The following is a 23560-nucleotide window of genomic DNA, read 5'->3' as shown; positions in this document are numbered from 1 at the left end:
CATTTATTTTGTTTTTTCTCTCAATTTTTCGAGAGATTTAACTACTTCTTTCCCTGTAACATTTCTCTCTGGATTAAAATTCCCATTCTCAAGTTCCATCAATTTATTGTCTACAACAATTTGAACTATTTTTGCATTTTTTACTTTATCTAAATCTTTAATATGCACATTGTTATTCTCTTTCTTTTCTAAATCTCCTATCATAAATAATATACTCGCAAACTCTTCTCGTGAAATTTTATTTTTAGGATAAAAATATTCTTCATCATTTTCCTTAAATCCTTTCATATAACCAGAAGTCACTGCTGTTTCTATAAAATTAAAATATTCATTGTCTATATCTACATCTTTAAACAATCCATAAGTATGTCCCTTATGCTCTTTTCTATAGTATTTTGAAGTAGGAACAAATATACCCTTGTTTTTAAATCTAACTATAATCTCTGCCATCTTATCTCTTGTAATTTCTTCATCCAAACTAAATTTTGATATATCATCAAACACCTCAGGATAAAACATTCTACAAAGCTCTTTTACCCCCTCTAAGTATCTAAATGTAGGACTTGATATGATTTTTTGATTTATAATATAAACTCTATTATTCTTAATTGCTTTAATAGAATCAAATCCCGGTCTTATAACTATTGAATGCTTATTACCTCCTGCATTCATAACTCCATTTTGAGAAACAAACACATCAATTTTATCAGCTTTTTCAAGTATTCTTTCTGCTCCATAAACAGCTATTGAACTTCCTTCTTTTTTAGGTTTTGCATCTGTTGCTATATTTAATCCTCCTGCTATTTCTATTGCTTTAGCAGGCATAGAATCAACTGTTACAGTCTTATATCCATTTTCAGATGATTCAAAATAAACATTAACTTTTGGACTTATATCTTTTGTTATACTTTTTATTTCTTCAATTTGTTTATAAAAATCCTCTAGCAATTGCTCAGCTCTATCTGTTTTCCCAGTAAGCATACCTAATTTTTTTATGTAATCATCAAATTTATCAAAGCTTTCAGGATATAGTGAAACTACATTTAAACCAGCCTTTTCAAGAGCATCTACAAACTCTGGTTTTGACCTTTTTATAAAAGGTCTAATTAAAACTAAATCAGGTTCTGCTGCTATAACTTTTTCAGGATCTGATCTATAATCATACTTTTCTTTTTCTAGTGCTTTAGCTGGATATATATCACTGGTTCCAACACCTATTATTTCATCATCAAGCCCAAGTGCAAATAAATTTTCTGTATGAGCAGAATAAAGAGATATTATCTTTTTTGCAGGCTCGTTCATATTTATTTCATTTCCTGAATCATCTACAAAATTTATAGAATACTCTTTATTACCAGCTTTCTCACTATCAGATACACTACTACATCCTGTAAATACTACTAAGGAAATTAATATAGTAAACAATAGAACTAATTTATTTTCCATTTTTTTCATATTCATTCCTCCAACATACAAATAATCATCAGCGAAATAACTGATGATTATTTGTATTAATATTTATTATTTTTCAGTTTTCTCTTGAGAATTTACTGCTTCTTTTGCATGCTGAACATACATATCTTGTACTTTTTCATTCTCACCTAAACCATGTAAATAAGCTTCAACCACAAATCCTTCTTTTTTAAGTACGCTTTTCCAAGAATCCTCTTCATCTCCTGCCATATCATTATTAGCATGGTCTCCTGCAACAAGCATTAATGGCATCAATATTACTTTTTCTACATTATCTCTCTTTAATTTTTTAATTACATTGTCAAGTGTTGGATATCCCTCAACTGTACCTACATAAGCTCTTATTCCCATATCTTCAAACATATAATCAAGACATGCATAAGCAGAATTTGAATAATGATGAGTTCCATGACCCATAAATACAACAGCTTCATTATCCTTAAGCTCTGGCATTTGAGTTTTTAAAGCCTCAACTAAATTTTTATAATCTTCAATACTTGTAAGCAATGGATTTCCAACAACTAATTTATCAAAATCATTTTTAAAATTATTAACTTCTGCAATTAAATCATCATATTCTGCTCCATTAATAACATGAAGAGGTTGAACTATAACTTCTGAAAAACCTTCTTTTTTTAATTTAGTTAAAGCTTCTTTTGGAGTATCAACTTTTATTTTATCTCTTTCTTTAAGTTTTTTGATTATAATATCTGAAGTAAAAGCTCTTCTCATCTCATAATCAGGAAAAGCTTTGTCTATTTTGCTTTCACAAGCCTCAATTGTAACTTTACGAGTATCTGCATAGCTCGTACCAAAACTTACTACGAGAACAGCTTTTTTATTTGGATCCTTTTTAACCTCTTCTTCAGCAGCTCCAGCACTAGAACATCCTGCTAAAATCCCCCCTAACAACAACAAACTCAACAATAAAGTTAAGCTTTTTTTAATTTTCATAGTAAATCTCCTCCCTTGTTTATATTTTAATAAAATTTATATAACAAACTCTTCAAAGAGTTTTAAAGCATTATTAAAAATCCTCTATTATCAATTCTATCTACATTTATATCAAATACTTCGTTGATAAAATCTGCAGTCATTATATCACTGCACTTTCCAAACGCTACCATCTTTCCTTCTTTTAAAACACAAACTTCATCGCTAAACATATAAGCAAGATTTAAATCATGTATTATTGATACAACAGTTAAACCCTCTTTTATTACTAAACCCTTAATTAACTTTAAAGATTTAATTCTCTGCGAAATATCCATGGCAGAAAAAGCCTCGTCTAAAAATAAAATACTTGGTTTTTGACTTAAAGCTCTAGCAAGCATAACCCTTTGAAATTCTCCTCCACTTATTTGAGTTATAAGTGAATCTGAAAATTTTAAAGTATCAGTAATTTCCATAGATTTATAAACTATCTCCATATCATTTTCACTTAACTTTTTCATTCTTTCTCTAAATGGATTTCTTCCCATCATCACTATTTCAAGACATGTAAAGGGAAACCTTATATTTGTATTTTGATTTATTATTGCAAAATTTCTTGAAAGTTCTTCAACTGAATAATTTTTTATTTCTTTACCCAAAAATTTTATACTTCCAGTTTTCTTTTCTAAATATCCAGTCAATAAATTCAAAAGAGTAGTTTTTCCTGAACCATTTGGTCCTATTATAGATAAAAATTTTCCCTTCCCCATTGAAAAACTTATATCATCAAGAACAACTTTATCTTTATAACTAAAACTAACATTTTGGACCTTAAGCATCTAACCACCTTCTAAAATCATTGTATACTTTTATTCTTGCTAATAAATATATATATAAAAAAAGGTCCTCCAAACAACGTTGTTATAACTCCCACGGGAATTTCAACATTAAACAAAACCCTTGATATATTATCAGCAAATAAAAGTAAAAGTGAACCCAAAAGTGCTGATAATGGAATAAGCGATTTATTATCTGATGTTAAAGAAAATCTCAACATGTGGGGAACTATAAGACCTATAAATCCTATTATTCCACTTACAGAAACACAAACTGCAGTAATCAATGATGCACTTATCAAAAATATACTTCTAATTTTTTTTGTATTTACTCCAAGAGATCTAGCTTGGCATTCTCCTAAAGCAAGTATATTTAAATCCTCTGAAAAATATATACATACAAATGTCAAAATCATAATCACAGGAAAACTCAAAATCACCTGATTCCAAGATCTCGAATCTAAACTTCCCATAAGCCAATATATTATAGCTGAAACCTGCTCCCCAGATGCACTTTTTAAAAAACTTATACCAGCAGATAATATAGAGCTTACAATAATTCCTGAAATTATTAAATTTGATGAACTCATATATCCATTCTTATTTGCAATTTTTATTACAAGAAAAAGTGTAAATATTGCTCCTAAAAATGCAAAAGGAGTTATGGGTATAGGGTTTTCTAATATAAATATATTTATATATATAGCAATAACTGCTCCAAATGCTGCCCCTGTTGAAACCCCTATTGTATAAGGATCTGCCAATGGATTCATTAATAAAGATTGAAAAACAGTTCCAGAAACCGCAAGACCCCATCCAACAAATATCGCTATTAAAATTCTTGGAAGCCTTATATTCCAAACTATAGCAATTTTCGATTTACTTATATCACCTAAAATTTTTTCATCAAACGTAATTTTTCCATAAATTATTTTTATTACTTCACTTATACTAATATCAGCTCTTCCTAAATTAACCGACAATACAAGCAAAAATACTATAAATGTAAACAAAACACTACCCACTACAATCAATTTCTTTTTTTTATCGTTAAAATTACTAATTACGTCAACTCTATTTTCCATAACACCCCTCTTTTTTCTAAAAAAAAGACTCCTAACGGAGTCTTAATTGCATTATGAATAGGTAGTAATTACCTATATCCATGCATATTTCCCTCCGAAATAGCAATTGAAAAATTATAGGCAGGTCTCCTGACTTACATCCTATCTACTCCCTCACCTTCCCAGTTTTTAACTAGTGGACAATTGAGGTTTCGTTGATGATCACAGTAGCGGGGGCTGTGACGGATTTTCACCGTTCTTCCCTTTTAATCATAAAGAACCTATAATTTATATTCACTTTTTATTGGTTACATATCCATTTTATACTATTAATTGGTAAAAATAAAGTATTTTTTTGTCTTAATTATGTCAAATTCATTTTTCAATAATCAGCAAAATATTAAATACAAAATATAATTTCCATGTATTCTAATATATTTCCCGAGAAATAACTATTTTTTTATTAGTTTTGATAAATTCGGACTCGTTTTTTTCCATTCCTTAATTGTATATAACACCTTAAAATCTTTAACTTCTATTTTTTGCAATAAATAATTTATTATATTCTCTACTTCTTTTTTATTTCTTCCATGAATCATTGTATATAAATTATAAGGCCATTTCTCATCTGTTCTTCTTTCATAAATATGACTTATATTATTAATACCCTTAATTATGTCTATAAATTTTTTTAAATTATCTTTTGGTATATTCCAAACTGCCATGGCGTTACTGTTATAACCACTTTTTTGATGAATCATAACGGGAGCAATACGTTTTAAATAACCACTTTCATTTAATCTTTTTAACCTTTTAATAAGATCTTCTTCAGATATATTAAATTTTTTACTCAAATCCTCATAAATATCCTTAGTTACTTCTATATCTTGAGATAAATAAACTATAATATCTTTATCTATATTATCCATCAAATAAAATCACCCTTTATTGTCAAAATTAAGATGTACATGAACCTTATGCTTATTAACTGAAGGAAGATTTAAAATATCCTGTACTCCTGTTCTCTCTTTTATTTCTTTCAATATATTCTCAAGCTCTCCATTAGATGAAGCCATTAATGTAAACCAAAGATTGTACTCATCCTCTCTTTGATAATTATGAGTTACTCCACTATATTCACTCACAATATTTGCTACATAATCTATATCTTTTTCAATCTTCATAGCAACAAGCGTACTTGCAACTCCTAAATTTTGGCTGTCAAATATTCCTCCAAACCTCCTTATATATCCTTTTTCCTTTAAGTTATTAATTCTATTTACAACCTCATCTTCACTTATACCTAAATTATCTGCTATTTTTTTAAAAGGTCTTTTTTGAATAGATATTCCATTTTGAACTTCATTTAAAATTTTACAATCTATACAATCCATTTTAATCGTCCCCCTTTAAGCAAAAAGTATCCTCTTGAAGATAATCTCCAGTTTTACTAAAAGCTCTAGCTCTACACCCTCCACAAATATTTATATTTTTACAAGATCCACAATTACCTTTATAATTTTTATAATCTCTAAGCTTATTAAAAATTTCACTTTGTTCCCATATAACATCAAAAGGCTTTTCTCTAACACTTCCAACCTTTATAGGCAGATATGGACAAATATGAACATCTCCATTAGGTAGTATACAGCAGTATTTAATTCCAGCAATACATCCTCTGCTAAACCTCATATCCATCCCTTTTTCTTTAGCCTCTACCATAAACTGTGGAGCACAAGTTGGCTTTAATTCTATATGAGTATTTTTCTGCTTATCAAGTATTCTATTTATAATTTCTTTATATTCTTTTTTATTTAAACCTTCTTTCCCTATATTTTTCCCGCGTCCTACTTCTACAAGAAAAAATGGATGATGAGAATGTCCACCAAGAGATGAAATATAATCAGTAATTTTAGTTATCTCTTCATAATTAGATTTAGTTACAGTAGTATTTATTTGAACTTTAAGTCCTGCATTTATACTTTCTTTAATTCCTCTTATACAATCCTTAAAGCTACCTTTAACTTGTCTAAATTCATCATGTTTATTTTCATCTAAACTATCTAAGCTTATTGCTACTGCACGAACTTTACTTTCCTTTAATTTTTTCGCAATTTCTTTTGTAATCAAAGTTCCATTAGTTCCAAGTCCAACTATAAGACCTAATGAGTGAGCGTATTCTGTCAACTCAAACAAATCTTCTCTAAGAAGTGGCTCTCCTCCACTAAAAATTAATATTTTAAATCCTGCTTTAGCTATTCCTTTAATCAATTCCTTACTTTCCTTAGTATCTAATTCATCCTTTTGCTTTTCATTAGGACCTGCATCTCTATAGCAATGCTTGCAATATAAATTACAGTTTTTAGTCATGTTCCATGATATAATCATTATTTTTCACCCCAATTTCTTTATCTGTAAGATAGCAGCTAGGATCCTCAGCCCAAATATCACCGTAATATCCATAAGCTCTAGCTCTTAAATTCCCTTTACATATATCAAGATATTTACAGCTTTTACATCTTCCCTTTACTTTTTCTTTTTTATTCCTCAGTTCACTTAAAAATATATTTTCTCCATTCCATATTTCAGAAAAAGAGTTCTCTTTTACATTTCCTAATATATGGCTTTTAAAAAATTGATCTGGATATACATTTCCCCTATAGTCAATATTTGCAATTGCACTTCCTGATCTATTTCCACCATTTCTTTTTAAAAGCTCTAATATCCTTTCTTTTTGATTAGCATCTTTTTCCTTTAGATACACATATACACCATCTGTAAAATTTGCAACTGTTAATATCTCTTTAATATTTTTATTTTCATTCACCATATTTTTTACATAATAATATAAAACATCTATAACATATTTAATTTCATCATGAGATAACATATCATCAATTATACTTTGACCTCTTCCACTAGGAACTAAATGATAAAAGCAAATTCTTGGAATATCCATTTCATCTACTAATTTTAAAATATCTTTTACCTCTTTATAGTTTTTCTTTTGAATAGTAAATCTAAGACCCACCTTTTGGTCTACTTCTTTACAATTTTTTATGGCATTCACAACCCTATCATATGCTCCATTAACTCCTCTAAAATAATCATTAGTTTTAGAAGTCCCATCCAAACTAATGCCCACATAACCAATACCTAAATCTTTTAATATTCTAGCAGTATCCTGTGTTATAAGACTTCCATTAGTTGAAAGACTCACTCTAATACCTTTATATTTTATGTATTTTATAATCTCAAATATATCATTCCTCATAAGAGGCTCTCCTCCAGATAATAATATTACTGGCACATTTATACTAGCTAAATCATCTATAACCTTTTTTACTTCTTTAGTGCTTAACTCTTCTTCACTTTTATACGAAACTGCATTTGAGTAGCAGTGCTTGCATTTAAAATTACATATATTAGTTATATTCCATACCACAACAGGACCCATGCCTTTTCGTACTCCACTTTTAGCTTTACTACAATCCTTTGAATATCTTATACAATCCTTTTCTATATCAGTTTTACTTAAAAGCTTAGTTAAATCAATCATTTTTTCACTCCTTAATTTTAGTTACTTATCTAATAATACCACAGAAAAAAAGATTTAATCTAATATTTTAAAATGAATAAATTTATAATATTTGTCAATAATATCAAACTGATAATAGATTAGGAGGATGAATTTATGAAAATAGGAATACCTAGAGCACTTCTTTTTCATGAATACGCTCCTTTATGGACAACTTTCTTCGAGGAATTAGGTGCTCAAGTTATAATATCTGAAAATACAAATAAAAAAATTCTCAACGAAGGAGTACAAAATACAGTAGATGATGCATGTTTACCCGTTAAATTATTTCACGGACATGTATTAAATTTAAAAGATAAAGTTGATTATATTTTTATACCTAGAATAATGAGTTTATTTAAAGGTGAACATATTTGTCCAAAATTTTGCGGTCTACCAGAAATGATTAAAAATTCAATAAAAGATTTACCAGAAATCATTAATACTGAAATTAATTTTATAAAATCAAAAGACAATTTAAATGAAACTATTTATGAAATAGGAAAATATTTCTCAACTGATTTTAATACTATATCACGTGCCTACGATATAGCATATTTAAAATTTGAAGAATATAAAAAAAATATGTTAAATAATATCCCCAATAAAAATAATAAAAAAATTATGCTTATGGGACATACATATAACTTATACGATACTTACGTAAATATGAATACAATAAACAAAATAAATTTAAATGAAATTGATGTATTAACTCCTCAAATGATAGACGATATTTATATCAATGAATATGCCAAAAAATATAAAGGAAAAATATTTTGGACATTTGCTAGAAAACTCATCGGAACTACACTTTATTTAATCGAGAATAAAATTGTCAATGGAATTATCTATGTATCATCTTTTGGATGTGGAATTGATTCTGTTGTAGCAGACACAATAGAAAGATATATAAAAAGAGAAAGTGATATTCCTTTTATGCTTCTAACTTTAGATGAACACACAGGAGAAGGAGGTTTAAATACAAGAATTGAAGCTTTTATAGATATGATTAAATGGAGGGATAAAAATGAAAGTAACGTTCCCACACATGGGTAATACATACATAGCTATCAAAGTTATGTTTGAAGAATTAAATGTCGAGGTAATAACTCCTCCAAAATGCAGTAAAAATACTCTCGAGATTGGTACAAAATATTCACCAGAACTTATTTGTATGCCTTTTAAAATTAATATGGGAAATTATATAGAAGGAATTAAAAAAGGAGCAGACACTATTTTTATGATAAGCGGATGTGGACCTTGCAGATTAGGACTATACAGTACACTTCAAAGAGAAATATTAAACGATTTAGGTTACAATGTTGAAATGATTTCCGTAGAACCTTTTAGAACACTAGAAGAAATAAAAGATTTTCTTCAAAAACTAAAAAAAGTATCCAACACGAATAATTACTTTAAAATTTTATCTGCTTTTAAAAAAGGCATAAAAATACTATTTGAAGTTGATGAATTTGACAATATTGTAAATACAATAAGACCAAGAGAAATAATCAAAGGAGAAGTAGATAAAATATACTCTCAATTCGAAAGAGATATAAATAACTCAAAAGGATTTAAAGAAACTATCAAAATTATAGAAAAAAATAAAGAAAAACTAAAAAAAATAAAAATTGACAAAAACAAAAATGTCCTAAAAATAGGAATTGTAGGAGAAATATACACAATTGTAGAACCTTTCGTAAATTTCAATATTGAAAAAAAATTAGGTAATATGGGAATTGAAGTACACAAATCTATAAACTCCAGTGAATTTTTAAAAGAGCAAATGGACTTTCTTCCATTTATACATTCTGAAAAAAAAGACATTCACAAAGCTGCAAAACCATATTTAAGTAAACAAATAGGAGGCCACGCTAAACAAACTATAGGAAATACAGTTAGATATAGTCAAAAAAACTATGATGGCGTCATTCACCTACTGCCATTTACATGTATGCCCGAAATTGTAGCACAAAGCATTCTTCCAACTATAGAAAACGAAAAAAGTATTCCTATTCTATCTCTAATATTAGATGAAATGACAGGTGAAGCTGGATATTTAACTCGAATAGAGGCTTTTATAGATTTACTTTCAAGAAGAAAGGAGTTTATTAACAATGAAAAATGTTTATCTTGGAATTGATGTAGGCTCAGTAAGTACCAATATAGTAATTATAGATGAAAATAATAATTTATTAGAAAAACTATATATAAGAACTATGGGAAACCCGATTAACGTATTAAAAGAAGGTTTAGGAAAAATAAAAAAATCTCTAAAAAATCTAGATAATATACAAATCTCTGGAGTTGGAACAACTGGAAGTGGAAGAGAACTCGCTAGTGTTATGGTAGGAGCAGATATTGTAAAAAATGAAATTACCGCTCATGCAATTGCTGCATTAAACTTCGTTCCAGGTGTTAAAACCATTTTAGAAATAGGTGGACAAGATTCAAAAATTATACTATTAAGAAATAACGTTATAAGTGATTTTGCAATGAATACAGTATGTGCCGCTGGAACAGGTTCTTTTTTAGATCGACAAGCATCAAGACTTGGAATCCCTATAGAAGAATTTGGTAAATTAGCACTTAATTCTACTACTCAAGTTAGAATAGCAGGAAGATGTGCTGTATTTGCAGAATCCGATATGATCCATAAACAACAACTCGGATATAGTCAAGAGGATATAATAAATGGATTATGCGAAGCATTAGTTAGAAATTATTTGAACAATTTAGCAAAAGGAAAAGATATACAACCTCCTATAGTATTTCAAGGAGGAGTTGCAGCTAATATCGGAATAAAAAAAGCTTTTGAAAAAGCTCTTGGATATGAAATACACGTTCCTAAATATCATAATGTCATGGGCGCCATTGGAGCAGCTCTACTTGCCAAAGAAAAAGTAAAAAACAAAGAAAAAAGTAATTTTTTAGGATTTAATATAACAGACAAAAACTTTAAAGTAAAAGGGTTTGAATGTGATAACTGCCCAAATGTATGCGAAATTATTGGAATTTATAGAGATGATGAATTAGTTGCTAGATGGGGAGATAAATGTGGTAAATGGAGTAATCTAAATGTAGCTTGCTCATTTGAATAAATTCTAAAAATTACATTAAATATCCTATATAAATATCCGATAATATTAATGAACAGACAATTACGCAACACCTCATTTCAAAGACTTCCATCCATCACCCTGGAAGTCTTTTTTTTATTTTAAAAATTTTCATTTCAAAAATCACATTTAATATGATTTTTAATAAAATATATTGCAAGAAAATTTAATTATTCTAAGGAGTGAATTATATGTATGATTATTTTTCAAATACAATAGAAGCTGAAGACTATACTTACAGAAAAAAAATTAACAAATTTGCATATGTATATCATAAAAATGGTTTCAATTATTTAGCATATATAAAAAAATACGATAGAGAATATTGTTATTTATGTAGATGGGATCCTTGTGAAAGAAGATGGCAGTATAAAGAAGTTAAAAAGAAAAATATAAAACACATAGAATATTTTCACTCTAATCCATGTTAAGACAATAAAAAATGGCTGTGCTACAGCCATTTTTTATTGTCCTATTTTACTTTTAATATATTCTATTGCTTTTGGAAGTTGATCTTCCACTTTTTCAACTACTATATCAGGCTTTATTCCTTTTCCATGTATATATTCTCCATTTGGAGTAAAATACTGAGCTATTGTCAATTTAAATCCTGTTCCATCTCTAAGATCTTTTACGGTTTGAACTAATCCTTTGCCAAATGTAGTAGTTCCAATAAGAACTCCAGCTTTATTATCTCTTACAGCTCCAGATAAAATTTCAGATGCTGAAGCAGAACCTTCGTTTACAAGCAACGCAAGAGGAATATCTATTTTATTAGAATCAGATTTTAAATATTCCTTATTTCCCTTATTATCCTTTGTATAAACTATAATCCCTTCACCTAACAATTCGTCTGCTATTTCTTTACATTGATCTAAAAGTCCTCCAGGATTATCTCTTAAATCTATAATCAATCCTTTGATATTCTTAGACTGTAACTCTTTTAAATTTTGTTTAAAATCATCGGCAGTTTTTTTATCAAACATTGTTATTCTTATATATCCTATATTATCTTCAAGAACTTGAGACTTAACTGTTTTAAGTCTTATTTTTTCTCTTTTTATAGTCAAATCAAAAGTTTTTTTATTTTCTCTTGCAATAGTTAGTGTAACTTTTGTTTTAGCTTTACCCTTCATCATAGATACAGCTTTATCCATCTCTTTAGCTGTAACATTTTTTCCGTTGACCTTTACTATTTTATCTCCAGGTTTAATACCTGCTCTAAATCCCGGTGTATCTTCTATAGCAGATACCACTGTAATAAATCCATCTTCTCCAGGTGTAACAATTACACCTATTCCACTATAAGATCCCTCAGTATATTCCATTAAATCTTTAAATTCTTCTTTTGTCATATACTGAGAATATGGATCATTAAGACCTTCAAATAATCCTTTAATAGCTCCATTTACCAAATCTTCCTCTTTTACTTTTGTATAATAGTTTTTTTCTATTACTTTTTTTAATGAATACATTTTAGAAAATTTGTTATATTCATCAAAAACTTCTCTTGAAACTAATACCCTATCTCCTAATACCAATTGAACATTTACAGTTATAAGAGAGGTAATTAAAACCAATATACTCCCCCAAATAATAGCCTTTTTTTTAGATATCATAAACTACATCTCCTTTTGAAAAATCTATAAATATTATATGTTTAATATATACTTTTTATAACGAATAAAGAATTGTTACCTTTTTTTTGATTTAACCCATGGCAAAGGATTAACGTATTTTCCATCTTTTCTAACTTCAAAATGAAGATGTGGACCAGTTGAATTTCCCGTAGAACCAGCTTTTGCTATAACTTGTCCTCTTTTTACTTTGTCCCCTTCAGAAACTAAAAGCTTAGAATTATGGCCATAAAGAGTTACTATTCCACCGCCATGGTCAATAATAACAGCTTTTCCATATCCACCAAGCCACCCAGCACTAATAACTTTACCATCATTAGCAGCTACTATATTCGTTCCCACTGGTGCTGGAATATCTATACCTGTATGCATTTTCTTTTTCTTTAAAATAGGGTGATACCTCATACCAAAAGGAGATGAAATCCTAGTTCTTCCTGGAACTGGCCAAGCCATTATTCCACCTATATAATCACCTTTTGATTGTAATTTTTTAATTTGAGTTTCTAAAGATTTAGCATACCTGTTAAGTTCATCTATATCCCTTTCCATTTTAATTTGATCTAATTTTAATTGTTGTTTTAACCTGATTTTCTCTCCTCTTGAAACAACAAGTCTACCCTTTTCAAATTCTATTTCTCTTTTTAAAGAAACCATTCTATTTTCCTTATTTACAAGTTCTTGCTTTTTATACTCTACAACTTTTTTATCTTCTTCAAGTTCTGCCAATAAATTTTTATCGTAATTTACAATTTTTTTAATCATATCCAAATTTGAAAGAAATTCCGATATATCTTTTGAATTCAATAAAATCTCAATATAGCTGATATTAGATGTCTTATACATTACTCTAAGTCTTTTTCCTAAAAGTTCTTCATTTTCTTTAATTTTATTTTCTAATTTTTCTATTTCTTTCGTAGTTTTTTGTATTTCACTTTTAGTTTTGTTTAATTCCGATTGAAGTTTTTTAATACTATTTTCTTTTTCACCTATTTGAGTACTTAATTTATTAATCTTTTGTTGAACACTTTTTTGAGCTTGTTTATTTTCATTTAACGCCTTATTTATATTATTCATGCTTTTTTTTGCATCATTCAATTTCTTTTGATAATCAGATAAATTATCTGCAAATACATTAAATGAAGTAAATACCATTAAAACTGACAAAACAAAAACTATTTTCCTCATCCCTTCCCTCCTTTGCCTCAGCTTTAAAAAAAATTAAACTTTTAAATACCTTCTTAAAGATATAATACTACCTATTATTCCTATACCTATTCCCATTACCATAAATATTAAAAACAAACTATCTACTATACTAGAAATAGGCAAAATATAAATCGAAAATACAGAGTAAGAAGGTACACTAAATTTATTATAAAAATAATCATATCCAAAATAAGTAACACATAATGCAAGTAAAGCTCCTAAACCTCCAAGTATTATACCTTCTATTATAAAAGGTCCTCTTATAAACCAATCTGTAGCCCCTATATATTTCATTATATTTATCTCTTTTTTTCTAGAATGAAGTGCTAATTTTATTGTATTTGAAATTATAAACAAAGATAAAGAAGCAAGCAATACAATTATAAAAATACCCGAAGTTTTTACTAAATCAGAAAACTTCATAAGTTTTTTAACTACATCTCTATAATATCTTACGTCTTCTATTCCGTTAAATTTTTTCAATTTTTCTGCAACCTTACCTATATCTTCCAACTCCTCAACTTCTATTATATAAGAATTTTGAAGAGGATTATCTAATCCCTCTAAAAGATAAGATTCTTTACCCCATCTTTTTTTCATTTTATTCAGTGCATCTTCTTTAGATTCAAAAGTTACATCCTTCACACCATCAATTTCCTCAATTTGATTTTTTAAATTAAATATATCCTGCGAAGACAAATCTTTTTCTAAATAAACCTGTACCTTATCAAATTGATTTTGAATAAGCATAGTAAAATTATTCACATTTAAAACTATACTAAATATAATTCCAAGTATAAATAAAGATGCAGCAACAGACCCTATTGATACAACTGCCATGGTGGGATTTCTAACTACCCCTTTAACACCTTCCTTTATATTGTACATTATGCTATTTATCATAATTATAAGTTCCCCTTTCTTCATCCTTTACTACTTTTCCTTTATCAAGTGCAATAACCCTTTTTCTCATTTTATCGACTAAATCTTTTGCATGGGTAGCCATTATTATAGTTGTCCCTCTTCTATTTATATCCATAAGAAGATTCATTATTTCCTTTGCAGTAGATGGATCTAAATTTCCAGTAGGTTCATCTGCAATTAAAAGAGAAGGTTTATTAACTATGGCTCTAGCTATACTTACCCTTTGCTGTTCTCCTCCAGAAAGCTCATGCGGATAAAATTTAGCTTTATCACTTAAACCTACCATACCAAGTATAAAAGGAACTCTCCTTCTTATATTTTTACTGCTTTGACCTATTATCTCCATGGCAAATGCTACATTTTCATAAACAGTTTTATTTGGAAGCAATCTAAAATCTTGAAATACAACTCCTATATTTCTTCTAAATTGAGGAATTTTTCTTCTAGGAATTTTCGTAATATCTTGCCCTTCTATTATTATCTTTCCAGTAGTTACTTCTTTCTCTTTTAACAGTAATTTAATAAATGTAGATTTTCCAGCTCCAGAAGATCCTACTAAAAACACAAACTCCCCTTTATCTATTTTTAAATTTATATTAGAAAGCGCTACTTTACCATTTTTATAACTCTTATTTACATCCTTAAATTCTATCACTATATCAACTCCAGTCATATATTTAAAATCCGACTACTATATTATAACAAGAAATATACCCAAACTTCAATTAACAGAACAAAATCCAAATTAAAGGATTTTTATCTTGTTTTGTCTAAATTAAACAAAAATGAGAAAGGAGATAAATACAGTGAAAAAAGAATTTAGGAAAAATGTACTAAAAATAAGAAAAGAACAAAATAACGATTTAATATTGAAAAAATCAAAAAAAATATTCGAAAATCTAATATCATTAAACGAAATAAAAAATGCCAATACCATTATGGCATACCTCGATTTCAATAATGAAGTAAAAACAGATGATATTATTAATTATTTAATATCAAATGGAAAAAAAGTCGTCGTTCCCATAAGTGTAGTATCAGAAAAAAAACTTTTATTATCCGAAATAAAAGACATACAAAAAGAAGTAAAAATAGGAACATACGGTATAAGAGAACCAAAACAAGAATACATAAGACCTGTAAATAACAACGAAATAGATATTGTTATAGTTCCTGCAGTTGCCTATGATATAAACGGTTATAGATTAGGATACGGAGGAGGATACTACGATAGATTTTTAAAAACCTTAAGAAAAGATGCTAAAACAATTGGAATAGCATTTGAACTCCAAGTATTTAATAATATACCAAAAGAAGAACATGATGCAAAACTAAATTACATAGTAACAGAAAAAAGGATAATTAAGATTTAACTTAATTATCCTTCTTATCATCATCCTTAGTTAACTTTTCTAAAGAATCATTTACCCTTTTATCAATCTCACTTATGGAAAGTCCTGTTAAAATTTCAAGCCCTTCTTCTATTCGTGATATTGCATATATATGAAATTCACCTTTCTCAACAGCTTTAATAACTTCATCTTTAAGCATCAAATTTTTCACATTTTGACTTGGAATCATAACCCCTTGCTTTCCCGTAAGCCCTTTTAATTTGCAAACATCAAAAAATCCTTCTATTTTTTCATTAACTCCACCAATTGGTTGTATTTCTCCCTTTTGACTTACCGAACCTGTAACTGCTATATACTGCTTTATAGGAATATTGGCAATACTCGAAATTATTGCATATAATTCCGTGCTCGATGCACTATCTCCATCTACACCAGAATAATTTTGTTCAAAAGTTATAGAAGTATTTAAAGAAAGAGCCCTTTCTTTACCATATCTTTCACCTAAATACCCACTTAATATCAAAACTCCCTTATCGTGAATATTTCCACTTTGTTTTATCTCCCTTTCTATATTTATAATCCCTTTTTTTCCTTTATATGTCGATGCCGTTATTCTAGATGGCTTTCCAAATGAATATTCACCAGTTCCCATTACAGCAAGTCCATTTATTTGTCCAACTTTTTCTCCTTCTATATCAATAATTAAAGTTCCATCCTTAAACATTTCATTTAATTTCTCTTCATATTTATTATTCCTATATCTTTTTCCTTCTATCGCCTTTTGAACATCTACACTTGTTACATATTTTGAATTTTCATCACTCAATGCATCTGCTTCATATAATATATCAACTATTTGATTAAACCTAGCACTCAATTTTTCTTTGTTTTCGCAAATCCTAGAACTGTACTCTATTACTTTTTCAATTGCACCTTTATCAAAATGCTTTAATCCTTCTTTTTCACAATGAGTTGCTATAAATCTAGCTATTTTATACAAATTTTCTTCATCTCTATTTATTTCAACATCAAAATCAGCCATTATCTTAAATAATTTTCTAAAATCTTCATCAAATGAATACAAAAAATTATAAGTATAACTATCTCCTATTAATATAACTTTTACATCTATATCTATAGGTTCAGGTTTTAATGAAGATGTAACTATATAACCGTATTGCTTATTTAATGTTTCTATTGTTACTTTTCCTGTTTTTAATGTCCTTTTAAGAGCCTGCCAAGCAAATGGATGAGAAAACAAGTCATTAACATTTAATATCAAAAAACCTCCATTAGCTTTATGAATAGCTCCAGGCTTTATCTCTAAAAAACTAGTAGTAAGAACACCTATTTCATTTTTGTACTCTATCATTCCTGTCAAATTATAATAAGTAGGATTAGTTTCATTTACAACACTAGCCCCTTTTAATTCACTATTATCTATAAACAAATTCACTTTATACCTTAAAAAAAATTTATTATCGTCTTTTTGCAAAAAAGAGAACATATTTTTTTCTTCACTTTCATTTTTTTTAAATTTAGATATATGTTCAACAATATCTTCTTTCATATCATGAAGATAAGTTAATATTTTTTCATTATATCCATATTTATCTATCAAGTACTGTACATAAAAATCTACAACAGCTTCCCCCACTTGTTTATCCAAATCAGATAACTTATTTTTAAACTCTTCTTCTAATCCCTTCATCTTATTTATATAATCAGTTATATCCTTATTCAATTCATTTGCTTTTTCTCTTATATCACTGAGTTGTTGAGATGAAAGATTTTTATATTCTTCATCAAGCATAGGAGTATTATCTTCTTTTAGCGGAATACTCACTAACCCTCTTTGAGTTATTTGAAAAGTAAATCCCCTCTTTTCTGCAAATTCATTTAATTCCTTTATTACCCTTTGAGTCATTTGTTCATATCGTTCTACTATATATGCATTTTTTTCCTCATATTCTTTTGATTCAAAGATCTTAGGAATTTCTCCCTTGAGCTTTTCCACCATTTCTTCTACATCTTTTTTAAACTCTTTTCCATCTCCAGCTTCAAACACTAAAGCTATTGGCTCATTTGGAATTTTAAAATTATACACATATACAAAATCTTTATTATCTCTTTTATACTTTGCTATTTTTTCAATTAAAGAATAAGTATAACTTCTTCTTCCTGTTCCACTAAGTCCTGAAACATATATGTTGTATCCCCTTTTTTTCATCTTAAGACCAAAATCCATGGCATGAACTGCTCTTTCTTGTCCAATAATTCCTTTTAACGGATTTAAATCTTCTGTTGTATTAAAGTCAAAATTATCTAAATTACACCTTTTTTTCAAATTATCAATAGAAACTTTAAAATCCATAATTATCCCCCTTTAATTATTTTATATTTTATTTTACCCAAAAAAATATAAAATAACCTTATACCCAAACATAAAAGCTGCTGACATATCTTATCAGCAGCCTTTTATGTTATTCTTCTTCAACTCTACTTATTAATTCTACTCTATCAGGAAGTTCTTTTAAGTTAGTTTCTACGACTATGTACGGATGAGAATTTTCAGGTTTTTTATAGACAGAATAAACCTTCATTGTAACTTTATCTTCATCTTTTACCATCTCTATTTTTTCTATTTCTACTCCATAATCTTTTCTCTCTCCTCTTGTTGCTATTACATATATTTTATCCTGTATTTTACACGCTAATGCCCTTTCTTCATCCACATATTTTTGCATTACATCTAAAATTTTTTCAGGTATCTCATCTCTTTCAACCAGCGTAAATTCAACAGGTTCTCCTTTTTCTCCTAGAAATTTAGGTACTACTAAAAATCCCCCAATTACAAGTATTAATGCTATTATACTATACAGCACAGCTTTAGTATTCCATTTGATATTCAAACAGTATCACCTCCCAATCTTTATACATTAATTATATGAACACTTACTTAACATTAGAAGAAAAAAATATAAAAATCAGTAACATATAAAATTTTCTCGAATATAATATTGTATATTATTTTAAAGGAGTGTTTTTAATGAGTGGGAAAATAAAAACCAAAGAATTTATCGATTCTATTATAAACACAAGTGAATTTAAACAGCTAAAAAAAGCCAAAGCAGCTATTGATAAAAATAAAGATTTAAAGAAAAAAGTAGATGATTTTAGAAAAAAACAAATGGAAATATACAGTTCAAAAAAAACTCAAAAAGATATTCAATTTAAACTTAACGAACTCAATAGAAAATTTCAAAATCTATCTCAAATAAAAGAAGTAAATATATTTTTAAAATCGACAAAAGATTTCAACGACATGATGTATAGAGTATTTGAAGAAATAAACAATTCAATAGAGTCAAAATTAAACTCTAAATAACTACAAAAAAATAAGCCCTATTTTTGGAGGGCCATTGAGAATTATGAGTTTATTTAAAATCTATATTTTAGAGGTATCATAAATATACTGATAAGGGGTTACAAATAAAATAAACCATGAAGCATCGAGAATTCAATTCTCAAAAACCTTCATGGCTTTATTTTAAATTATTATTTTTATTTTCGTTAATATAATATCATATATTTTCAGAATAATCAAGTGTTTTATACTGATTTTAATATTTTATATATTATTAAATTTCTTATTATTTTTAACTCTTATATACTCTCCTACATTCGTTATACCAAATATTGTAGCTACCATAAACACTCCAGGAAATAACGCTACCCACCATTTATTTAAAAGAATACTATTTTGCGCATCCATTAACATACTTCCCCAAGAAGGAACTTCTACCGGAAGTCCTAACCCTAAAAAACTCAATGTAGTTTCTGCCATAATTGCATTTGCAGAATTCACAGTAGACATATAAATAATAGCTGGAATAAAATTAGGTATAAGATGTTTTTTTGTTATATGAATAAAATCAGCTCCCATAACCTTAGACGCAAGTACAAATTCTCTTTGTTTTAATTCTAACACTTCACTTCTCACAATTTTAGCTATATTCATCCAACTAGTTACAGCTATTACAAGCACTATACTGCCTACTTTATTACTTTGAAGTATAGATTGAATTAATGTCATAACAAGCAACGAAGGAATACTAATCATAATATCTATAAATCTCATCATATAATCATCTATAATTCCTCCAAAATATCCACTTACACTTCCATAAATTACTCCAAACACTGTAGATATAATCATAGACAATACTCCTATAGTAATAGATATTCTTCCTCCATATAAAACTCTCGAAAATATATCTCTTCCTAGATGATCTGTTCCAAATATATTTTCTCTACATGGAGATACAAACACCTTAGACAACTCCATATACGTTGGATCTACATGAGTAATTAAAGGTGCTAATATACATAAAAGTGTTATTATAAATAAAACAAGTGGAGAGATAAATATATTTTGTTTTAAATTTAGTTTTTTAAAAGACCATATTTTTTTGTCTTCTTTCTTATTTTCTCTCAAAACACCTATAGGAGTAAAATCCATTTTAATCCATCCCCTTCTCTTTTAATCTTGGGTCTATTAAACTTGAAAGAATATCCGATATTAAACTTCCCAATACAACTATAATTCCAGTTAAAATTACAGTACCCATAAGCAATGGATAATCGTGATATTTTGCAGATTCAAACACTAATTTTCCAATCCCAGAATACGAAAATATATACTCTACTACAAAACCTCCCGCAATTAAATGACTAAGAGATAAAGACATTAATATAATAATTGACGGCATCACTTTTTTTAAAGGATGTTTCAATATTATTTCAAATTTAGAAAGCCCCTTGGCTCTAGCAAGTATTATATAATCCTCTTTTAATTCCTCTAAAATTTTATTTCTTACAAAATTTGAATAATATCCTAAATGTCCTATTACTATAACTGTTAACGGAAGTATTAAATGATATAGCCTATTTAAAATATCATCTTCCTTTCCTATATCGTATACTCCAGAAGATGGAAAAATCTTTAGATTAGTACAAAATACCAATATCAAAATTAAACTAATCCAAAAACCAGGTATACAATAAAGCAGAGTACTAAATCTAGTTATAATCCTATCCAATAATTTACCTTCATTTAATGCAGTAATTAATCCTAAACTTACAGATAATAATAATATAAATAAAATAGAAAACCCCATTAAACAAAATGTATTAAAAAAATGAATTTTTATCACATCTTTAACAGGCATTTTATATTTATATGAATATCCTAAATCCCCTTTTAAAGCATTTTTAATCCAAATAGCATATTGGTAAATTAAAGGCTTATCAAGACCTAAATTTTTAATAACATTCATTCTCGCTTCACTTGAAAGCCTTTCAACTCCATCTCCATATACAGAAACAAGAGGATCCCCTGGAGCTAAATGGGAAATCATAAACACTCCAAGGGATAATATAAAAATTGTTATTACAGTTTGTTTAATTTTTTTTACAATAAATCTACTCATTATTGAATATCCCACTCTTCTATATTCCATAAGAAACCTACACCGTGATGACCTAATACAGTATCTTTAATTCCAACTATATTTTCTTTAGCTCCATATACAGCATCTATATATGCTAAAAATGTAAATGGAGGATCTAACGCCAATTCTTTTTGAAATTCCATATAATATACTTTTCTTTCTTCATCTTTAAGTGTAGTTCTCGCTTTATATAAAAGTTCATCAACTTTTGAATTTGAATATGCATTTAAATTCATTCCAGTTTCTATTTGAGAACTGTGAAATACTTTATATGTATGATCATCTGGATCAAATGGACTACCCCATCCTATTAAGAAAGCATCCAAATTATCCCAATCAATTTCAGATTGTATATCTACTTTAGCATCTACTCCTATTTGTTTAAACTGCTGACTTACTACATTAGCCATATTTATTCTGACTGGATCCCCTTCAAAACACGTCAACTTAAAAGATAACTTTTTACCATTTTTCTCAAGTATTCCATCAGTTCCTAATTTCCATCCATCTTCAGTTAATATTTGCTTTGCTTTTTCAATATTAAATTTATACTTTTCAACATTTTCATTATTGTAAGGTCCCATTTGAAGTGGAGAATAAGCTACTTTACCCATTCCATTAAGCACACTATCAACTATCTCTTGTCTGTTAACTGCATAACTTAAAGCTTTTATAACAGCTTTATCTTTAAATAAATCTTTTCTAAAATTATACATTACTCCCCTGTAATCTGCAGTTTTTTCTTTGTACAACTTTATTCCCTCTACATCATCAAATACACTAATATCTTTTGGTTCAAGCTGAGCTAAATCTATTTCTCCAGATTTCAACTGCATAGCTCTCGTTTTTTCATCTAATATTATTTTAAATACTACTTTATCTATTTTCGGCTTTCCATTGTAATAATCTTCATTTGCTTTTAACTGTATATATTGTCCCATTTCCCATTTATCCAATTTATAAGGTCCTGTCCCTATTGGATTTTGATTAAATGAATCATTATTTAAATCCTTTCCTTCTAATAAATGTTTTGGAAGCATTCCAACACTTAAATAATCAAGTATAGGTACACACGGCTTATCTAAATGAAGTTTTACAGTATATTTATCAACTACTTCTACATCTTTTATCTCTTCGTAGTTTGTAGCAATTTCCGAATTATTTTTAGGATCTTTAATAGCCTCTATTGTAAATTTCACATCATCAGCTGTAAATTCCTTTCCATCATGCCATTTTACCCCTTTTTTAAGTTTAAAAGTATATGTATTAGTACTTTCATCAAAATTCCAGCTTTCAGCAAGATCCGGAACTACTTCATTTTTTTCATTATGCTTTGTAAGACCTGTAAATATCAATTTATGTATTTCTGCATGCTCATCAAGTGCAGGATTTATTCTCGTATAATCTGCTGCACTTCCATAAATTAACGTTTTTTCTTTAGTTCCTTCTTTTTCTTCAGCTTTATTATTAGTGCTACTGCATCCTGTAGTTAATGCAACAATCATCGCAATTGAAAGAACTAAAACTAAAAATCTCTTTTTCATAAGTTCATCTCCCTTTCCCTTTTGTAATTAATAAAAAAAGCCACAAAAGCACAGTCTCTAAATAGACTTAATGCCTTCATGGCTGACATTCATCAAGATAAAAACCTTCATGATTAATACCTTGTTATTTATTTCCCAGCTAAATATTACCACATATTATCCTAGATGTAAACCTTTTTTGTCATAATTATACAATTAAAGGTATAAGCTCAAGCTTATACCTTTAAAATTAGGGTCTATAATATTTAGTGTTGGTGAAAACTAACACTAATTTTTTGTATAAAAAAACGAGACAAGAGAGAATCACTTAGTTATAATTTAATCACCACAAAAAAATCATAAAAGGAGTGATTTCTCATGTCTCATAATAATTTTATAC

General features: G+C 28.0%; 23 protein-coding genes and 1 riboswitch. Of the genes, 6 read left to right on the top strand and 17 right to left on the bottom strand.

Going from position 1 to position 23560, the window contains the following annotated elements; genetic code table 11:
• Positions 1 to 3 precede the first annotated feature (3 nt).
• From BUA19_RS08975 to BUA19_RS08940, 8 genes are all read right to left on the bottom strand, one after another.
• Complete coding sequence (locus tag BUA19_RS08975) at positions 4 to 1455, bottom strand: ABC transporter substrate-binding protein (protein ID WP_072725776.1); 1452 nt, start codon at positions 1453 to 1455, stop codon at positions 4 to 6.
• A 66-nt stretch (positions 1456 to 1521) separates the two neighbouring features.
• A complete protein-coding gene (locus BUA19_RS08970; RefSeq protein ID WP_072725774.1) occupies positions 1522 to 2427 on the bottom strand; it encodes a sirohydrochlorin cobaltochelatase in 906 nt (301 codons plus the stop codon).
• A 62-nt stretch (positions 2428 to 2489) separates the two neighbouring features.
• Positions 2490 to 3245 carry an ABC transporter ATP-binding protein gene (locus BUA19_RS08965; RefSeq protein ID WP_072725772.1) on the bottom strand — a complete coding sequence of 252 codons (756 nt, stop codon included), beginning with the start codon at positions 3243 to 3245 and terminating at the stop codon, positions 2490 to 2492.
• Between the two features lie 17 nt (positions 3246 to 3262).
• Positions 3263 to 4327, bottom strand: coding sequence for a FecCD family ABC transporter permease (locus BUA19_RS08960; protein ID WP_072725770.1), 1065 nt, complete (start codon positions 4325 to 4327; stop codon positions 3263 to 3265).
• A 102-nt stretch (positions 4328 to 4429) separates the two neighbouring features.
• Positions 4430 to 4606, bottom strand: a riboswitch (cobalamin riboswitch).
• 152 nt (positions 4607 to 4758) lie between these two features.
• Entirely contained in the window at positions 4759 to 5235 is a 477-nt protein-coding gene (gene ahbB / locus BUA19_RS08955; RefSeq protein WP_084602021.1) for a siroheme decarboxylase subunit beta, read from the bottom strand.
• A 9-nt stretch (positions 5236 to 5244) separates the two neighbouring features.
• Positions 5245 to 5700, bottom strand: a complete 456-nt coding sequence (gene ahbA / locus BUA19_RS08950; protein WP_072725766.1) for a siroheme decarboxylase subunit alpha — start codon at positions 5698 to 5700, stop codon at positions 5245 to 5247.
• 1 nt (position 5701) lies between these two features.
• Positions 5702 to 6694: a radical SAM/SPASM domain-containing protein gene (locus tag BUA19_RS08945; RefSeq protein WP_072725764.1), complete on the bottom strand. Its 993-nt coding sequence runs from the start codon at positions 6692 to 6694 to the stop codon at positions 5702 to 5704.
• The gene (locus BUA19_RS08940) at positions 6669 to 7865 is read right to left on the bottom strand and encodes a radical SAM/SPASM domain-containing protein (RefSeq protein WP_072725763.1); all 1197 of its coding nucleotides are present in this window, start codon (positions 7863 to 7865) and stop codon (positions 6669 to 6671) included. Before BUA19_RS08940 ends, BUA19_RS08945 begins: the two co-directional genes overlap by 26 nt.
• Positions 7866 to 8000: 135 nt before the next feature.
• Between BUA19_RS08940 and BUA19_RS08935 the strand changes: the two genes are divergently transcribed.
• From BUA19_RS08935 to BUA19_RS08920, 4 genes are all read left to right on the top strand, one after another.
• On the top strand, positions 8001 to 8942 hold the full coding sequence (locus BUA19_RS08935; protein ID WP_072725761.1) for an acyl-CoA dehydratase activase-related protein: 942 nt from the start codon (positions 8001 to 8003) through the stop codon (positions 8940 to 8942).
• Positions 8914 to 10029 carry an acyl-CoA dehydratase activase-related protein gene (locus BUA19_RS08930; protein WP_072725759.1) on the top strand — a complete coding sequence of 372 codons (1116 nt, stop codon included), beginning with the start codon at positions 8914 to 8916 and terminating at the stop codon, positions 10027 to 10029. The genes BUA19_RS08935 and BUA19_RS08930 overlap by 29 nt, the downstream gene beginning before the upstream one ends.
• A complete protein-coding gene (locus BUA19_RS08925) occupies positions 10004 to 10987 on the top strand; it encodes an acyl-CoA dehydratase activase (protein WP_072725757.1) in 984 nt (327 codons plus the stop codon). The genes BUA19_RS08930 and BUA19_RS08925 overlap by 26 nt, the downstream gene beginning before the upstream one ends.
• Before the next feature lie 209 nt (positions 10988 to 11196).
• Positions 11197 to 11436 carry a hypothetical protein gene (locus tag BUA19_RS08920; RefSeq protein ID WP_072725755.1) on the top strand — a complete coding sequence of 80 codons (240 nt, stop codon included), beginning with the start codon at positions 11197 to 11199 and terminating at the stop codon, positions 11434 to 11436.
• Positions 11437 to 11469: 33 nt separating this feature from the next.
• On the opposite strand, the gene BUA19_RS08915 is transcribed toward BUA19_RS08920, so the two are convergent.
• From BUA19_RS08915 to ftsE, 4 genes are all read right to left on the bottom strand, one after another.
• Positions 11470 to 12624: a S41 family peptidase gene (locus tag BUA19_RS08915; protein WP_072725753.1), complete on the bottom strand. Its 1155-nt coding sequence runs from the start codon at positions 12622 to 12624 to the stop codon at positions 11470 to 11472.
• 75 nt (positions 12625 to 12699) lie between these two features.
• Complete coding sequence (locus tag BUA19_RS08910) at positions 12700 to 13827, bottom strand: murein hydrolase activator EnvC family protein (RefSeq protein ID WP_072725751.1); 1128 nt, start codon at positions 13825 to 13827, stop codon at positions 12700 to 12702.
• Between the two features lie 33 nt (positions 13828 to 13860).
• Positions 13861 to 14751, bottom strand: a complete 891-nt coding sequence (gene ftsX, locus BUA19_RS08905; protein WP_084602020.1) for a permease-like cell division protein FtsX — start codon at positions 14749 to 14751, stop codon at positions 13861 to 13863.
• On the bottom strand, positions 14741 to 15427 hold the full coding sequence (gene ftsE / locus BUA19_RS08900; RefSeq protein WP_072725747.1) for a cell division ATP-binding protein FtsE: 687 nt from the start codon (positions 15425 to 15427) through the stop codon (positions 14741 to 14743). Before ftsE ends, ftsX begins: the two co-directional genes overlap by 11 nt.
• A gap of 151 nt (positions 15428 to 15578) precedes the next feature.
• Between ftsE and BUA19_RS08895 the strand changes: the two genes are divergently transcribed.
• Complete coding sequence (locus BUA19_RS08895) at positions 15579 to 16145, top strand: 5-formyltetrahydrofolate cyclo-ligase (RefSeq protein WP_084602019.1); 567 nt, start codon at positions 15579 to 15581, stop codon at positions 16143 to 16145.
• A 1-nt stretch (position 16146) separates the two neighbouring features.
• On the opposite strand, the gene BUA19_RS08890 is transcribed toward BUA19_RS08895, so the two are convergent.
• Positions 16147 to 18498, bottom strand: coding sequence for a Lon protease family protein (locus tag BUA19_RS08890; RefSeq protein WP_072725743.1), 2352 nt, complete (start codon positions 18496 to 18498; stop codon positions 16147 to 16149).
• A 109-nt stretch (positions 18499 to 18607) separates the two neighbouring features.
• On the bottom strand, positions 18608 to 19036 hold the full coding sequence (locus BUA19_RS08885; RefSeq protein ID WP_072725741.1) for a hypothetical protein: 429 nt from the start codon (positions 19034 to 19036) through the stop codon (positions 18608 to 18610).
• Positions 19037 to 19173: 137 nt separating this feature from the next.
• Between BUA19_RS08885 and BUA19_RS08880 the strand changes: the two genes are divergently transcribed.
• Positions 19174 to 19512: a YlbF family regulator gene (locus BUA19_RS08880; protein WP_072725740.1), complete on the top strand. Its 339-nt coding sequence runs from the start codon at positions 19174 to 19176 to the stop codon at positions 19510 to 19512.
• A 243-nt stretch (positions 19513 to 19755) separates the two neighbouring features.
• On the opposite strand, the gene BUA19_RS08875 is transcribed toward BUA19_RS08880, so the two are convergent.
• From BUA19_RS08875 to BUA19_RS08865, 3 genes are read right to left on the bottom strand one after another with little or no spacing between them, the layout of a single operon-like run.
• The gene (locus BUA19_RS08875; protein WP_084602018.1) at positions 19756 to 20646 is read right to left on the bottom strand and encodes an ABC transporter permease; all 891 of its coding nucleotides are present in this window, start codon (positions 20644 to 20646) and stop codon (positions 19756 to 19758) included.
• 1 nt (position 20647) lies between these two features.
• The gene (locus BUA19_RS08870; RefSeq protein WP_242939271.1) at positions 20648 to 21646 is read right to left on the bottom strand and encodes an ABC transporter permease; all 999 of its coding nucleotides are present in this window, start codon (positions 21644 to 21646) and stop codon (positions 20648 to 20650) included.
• Entirely contained in the window at positions 21616 to 23181 is a 1566-nt protein-coding gene (locus tag BUA19_RS08865; RefSeq protein WP_072725736.1) for an ABC transporter substrate-binding protein, read from the bottom strand. Before BUA19_RS08865 ends, BUA19_RS08870 begins: the two co-directional genes overlap by 31 nt.
• Positions 23182 to 23560: the final 379 nt, after the last annotated feature.

This window comes from Tepidibacter thalassicus DSM 15285 (genome assembly GCF_900129915.1).
In the GTDB taxonomy this organism is placed as follows: domain Bacteria; phylum Bacillota; class Clostridia; order Peptostreptococcales; family Peptostreptococcaceae; genus Tepidibacter; species Tepidibacter thalassicus.
Note: the sequence above shows the minus strand (reverse complement) of the source record. Positions and strands in the feature narration are given on the sequence as shown.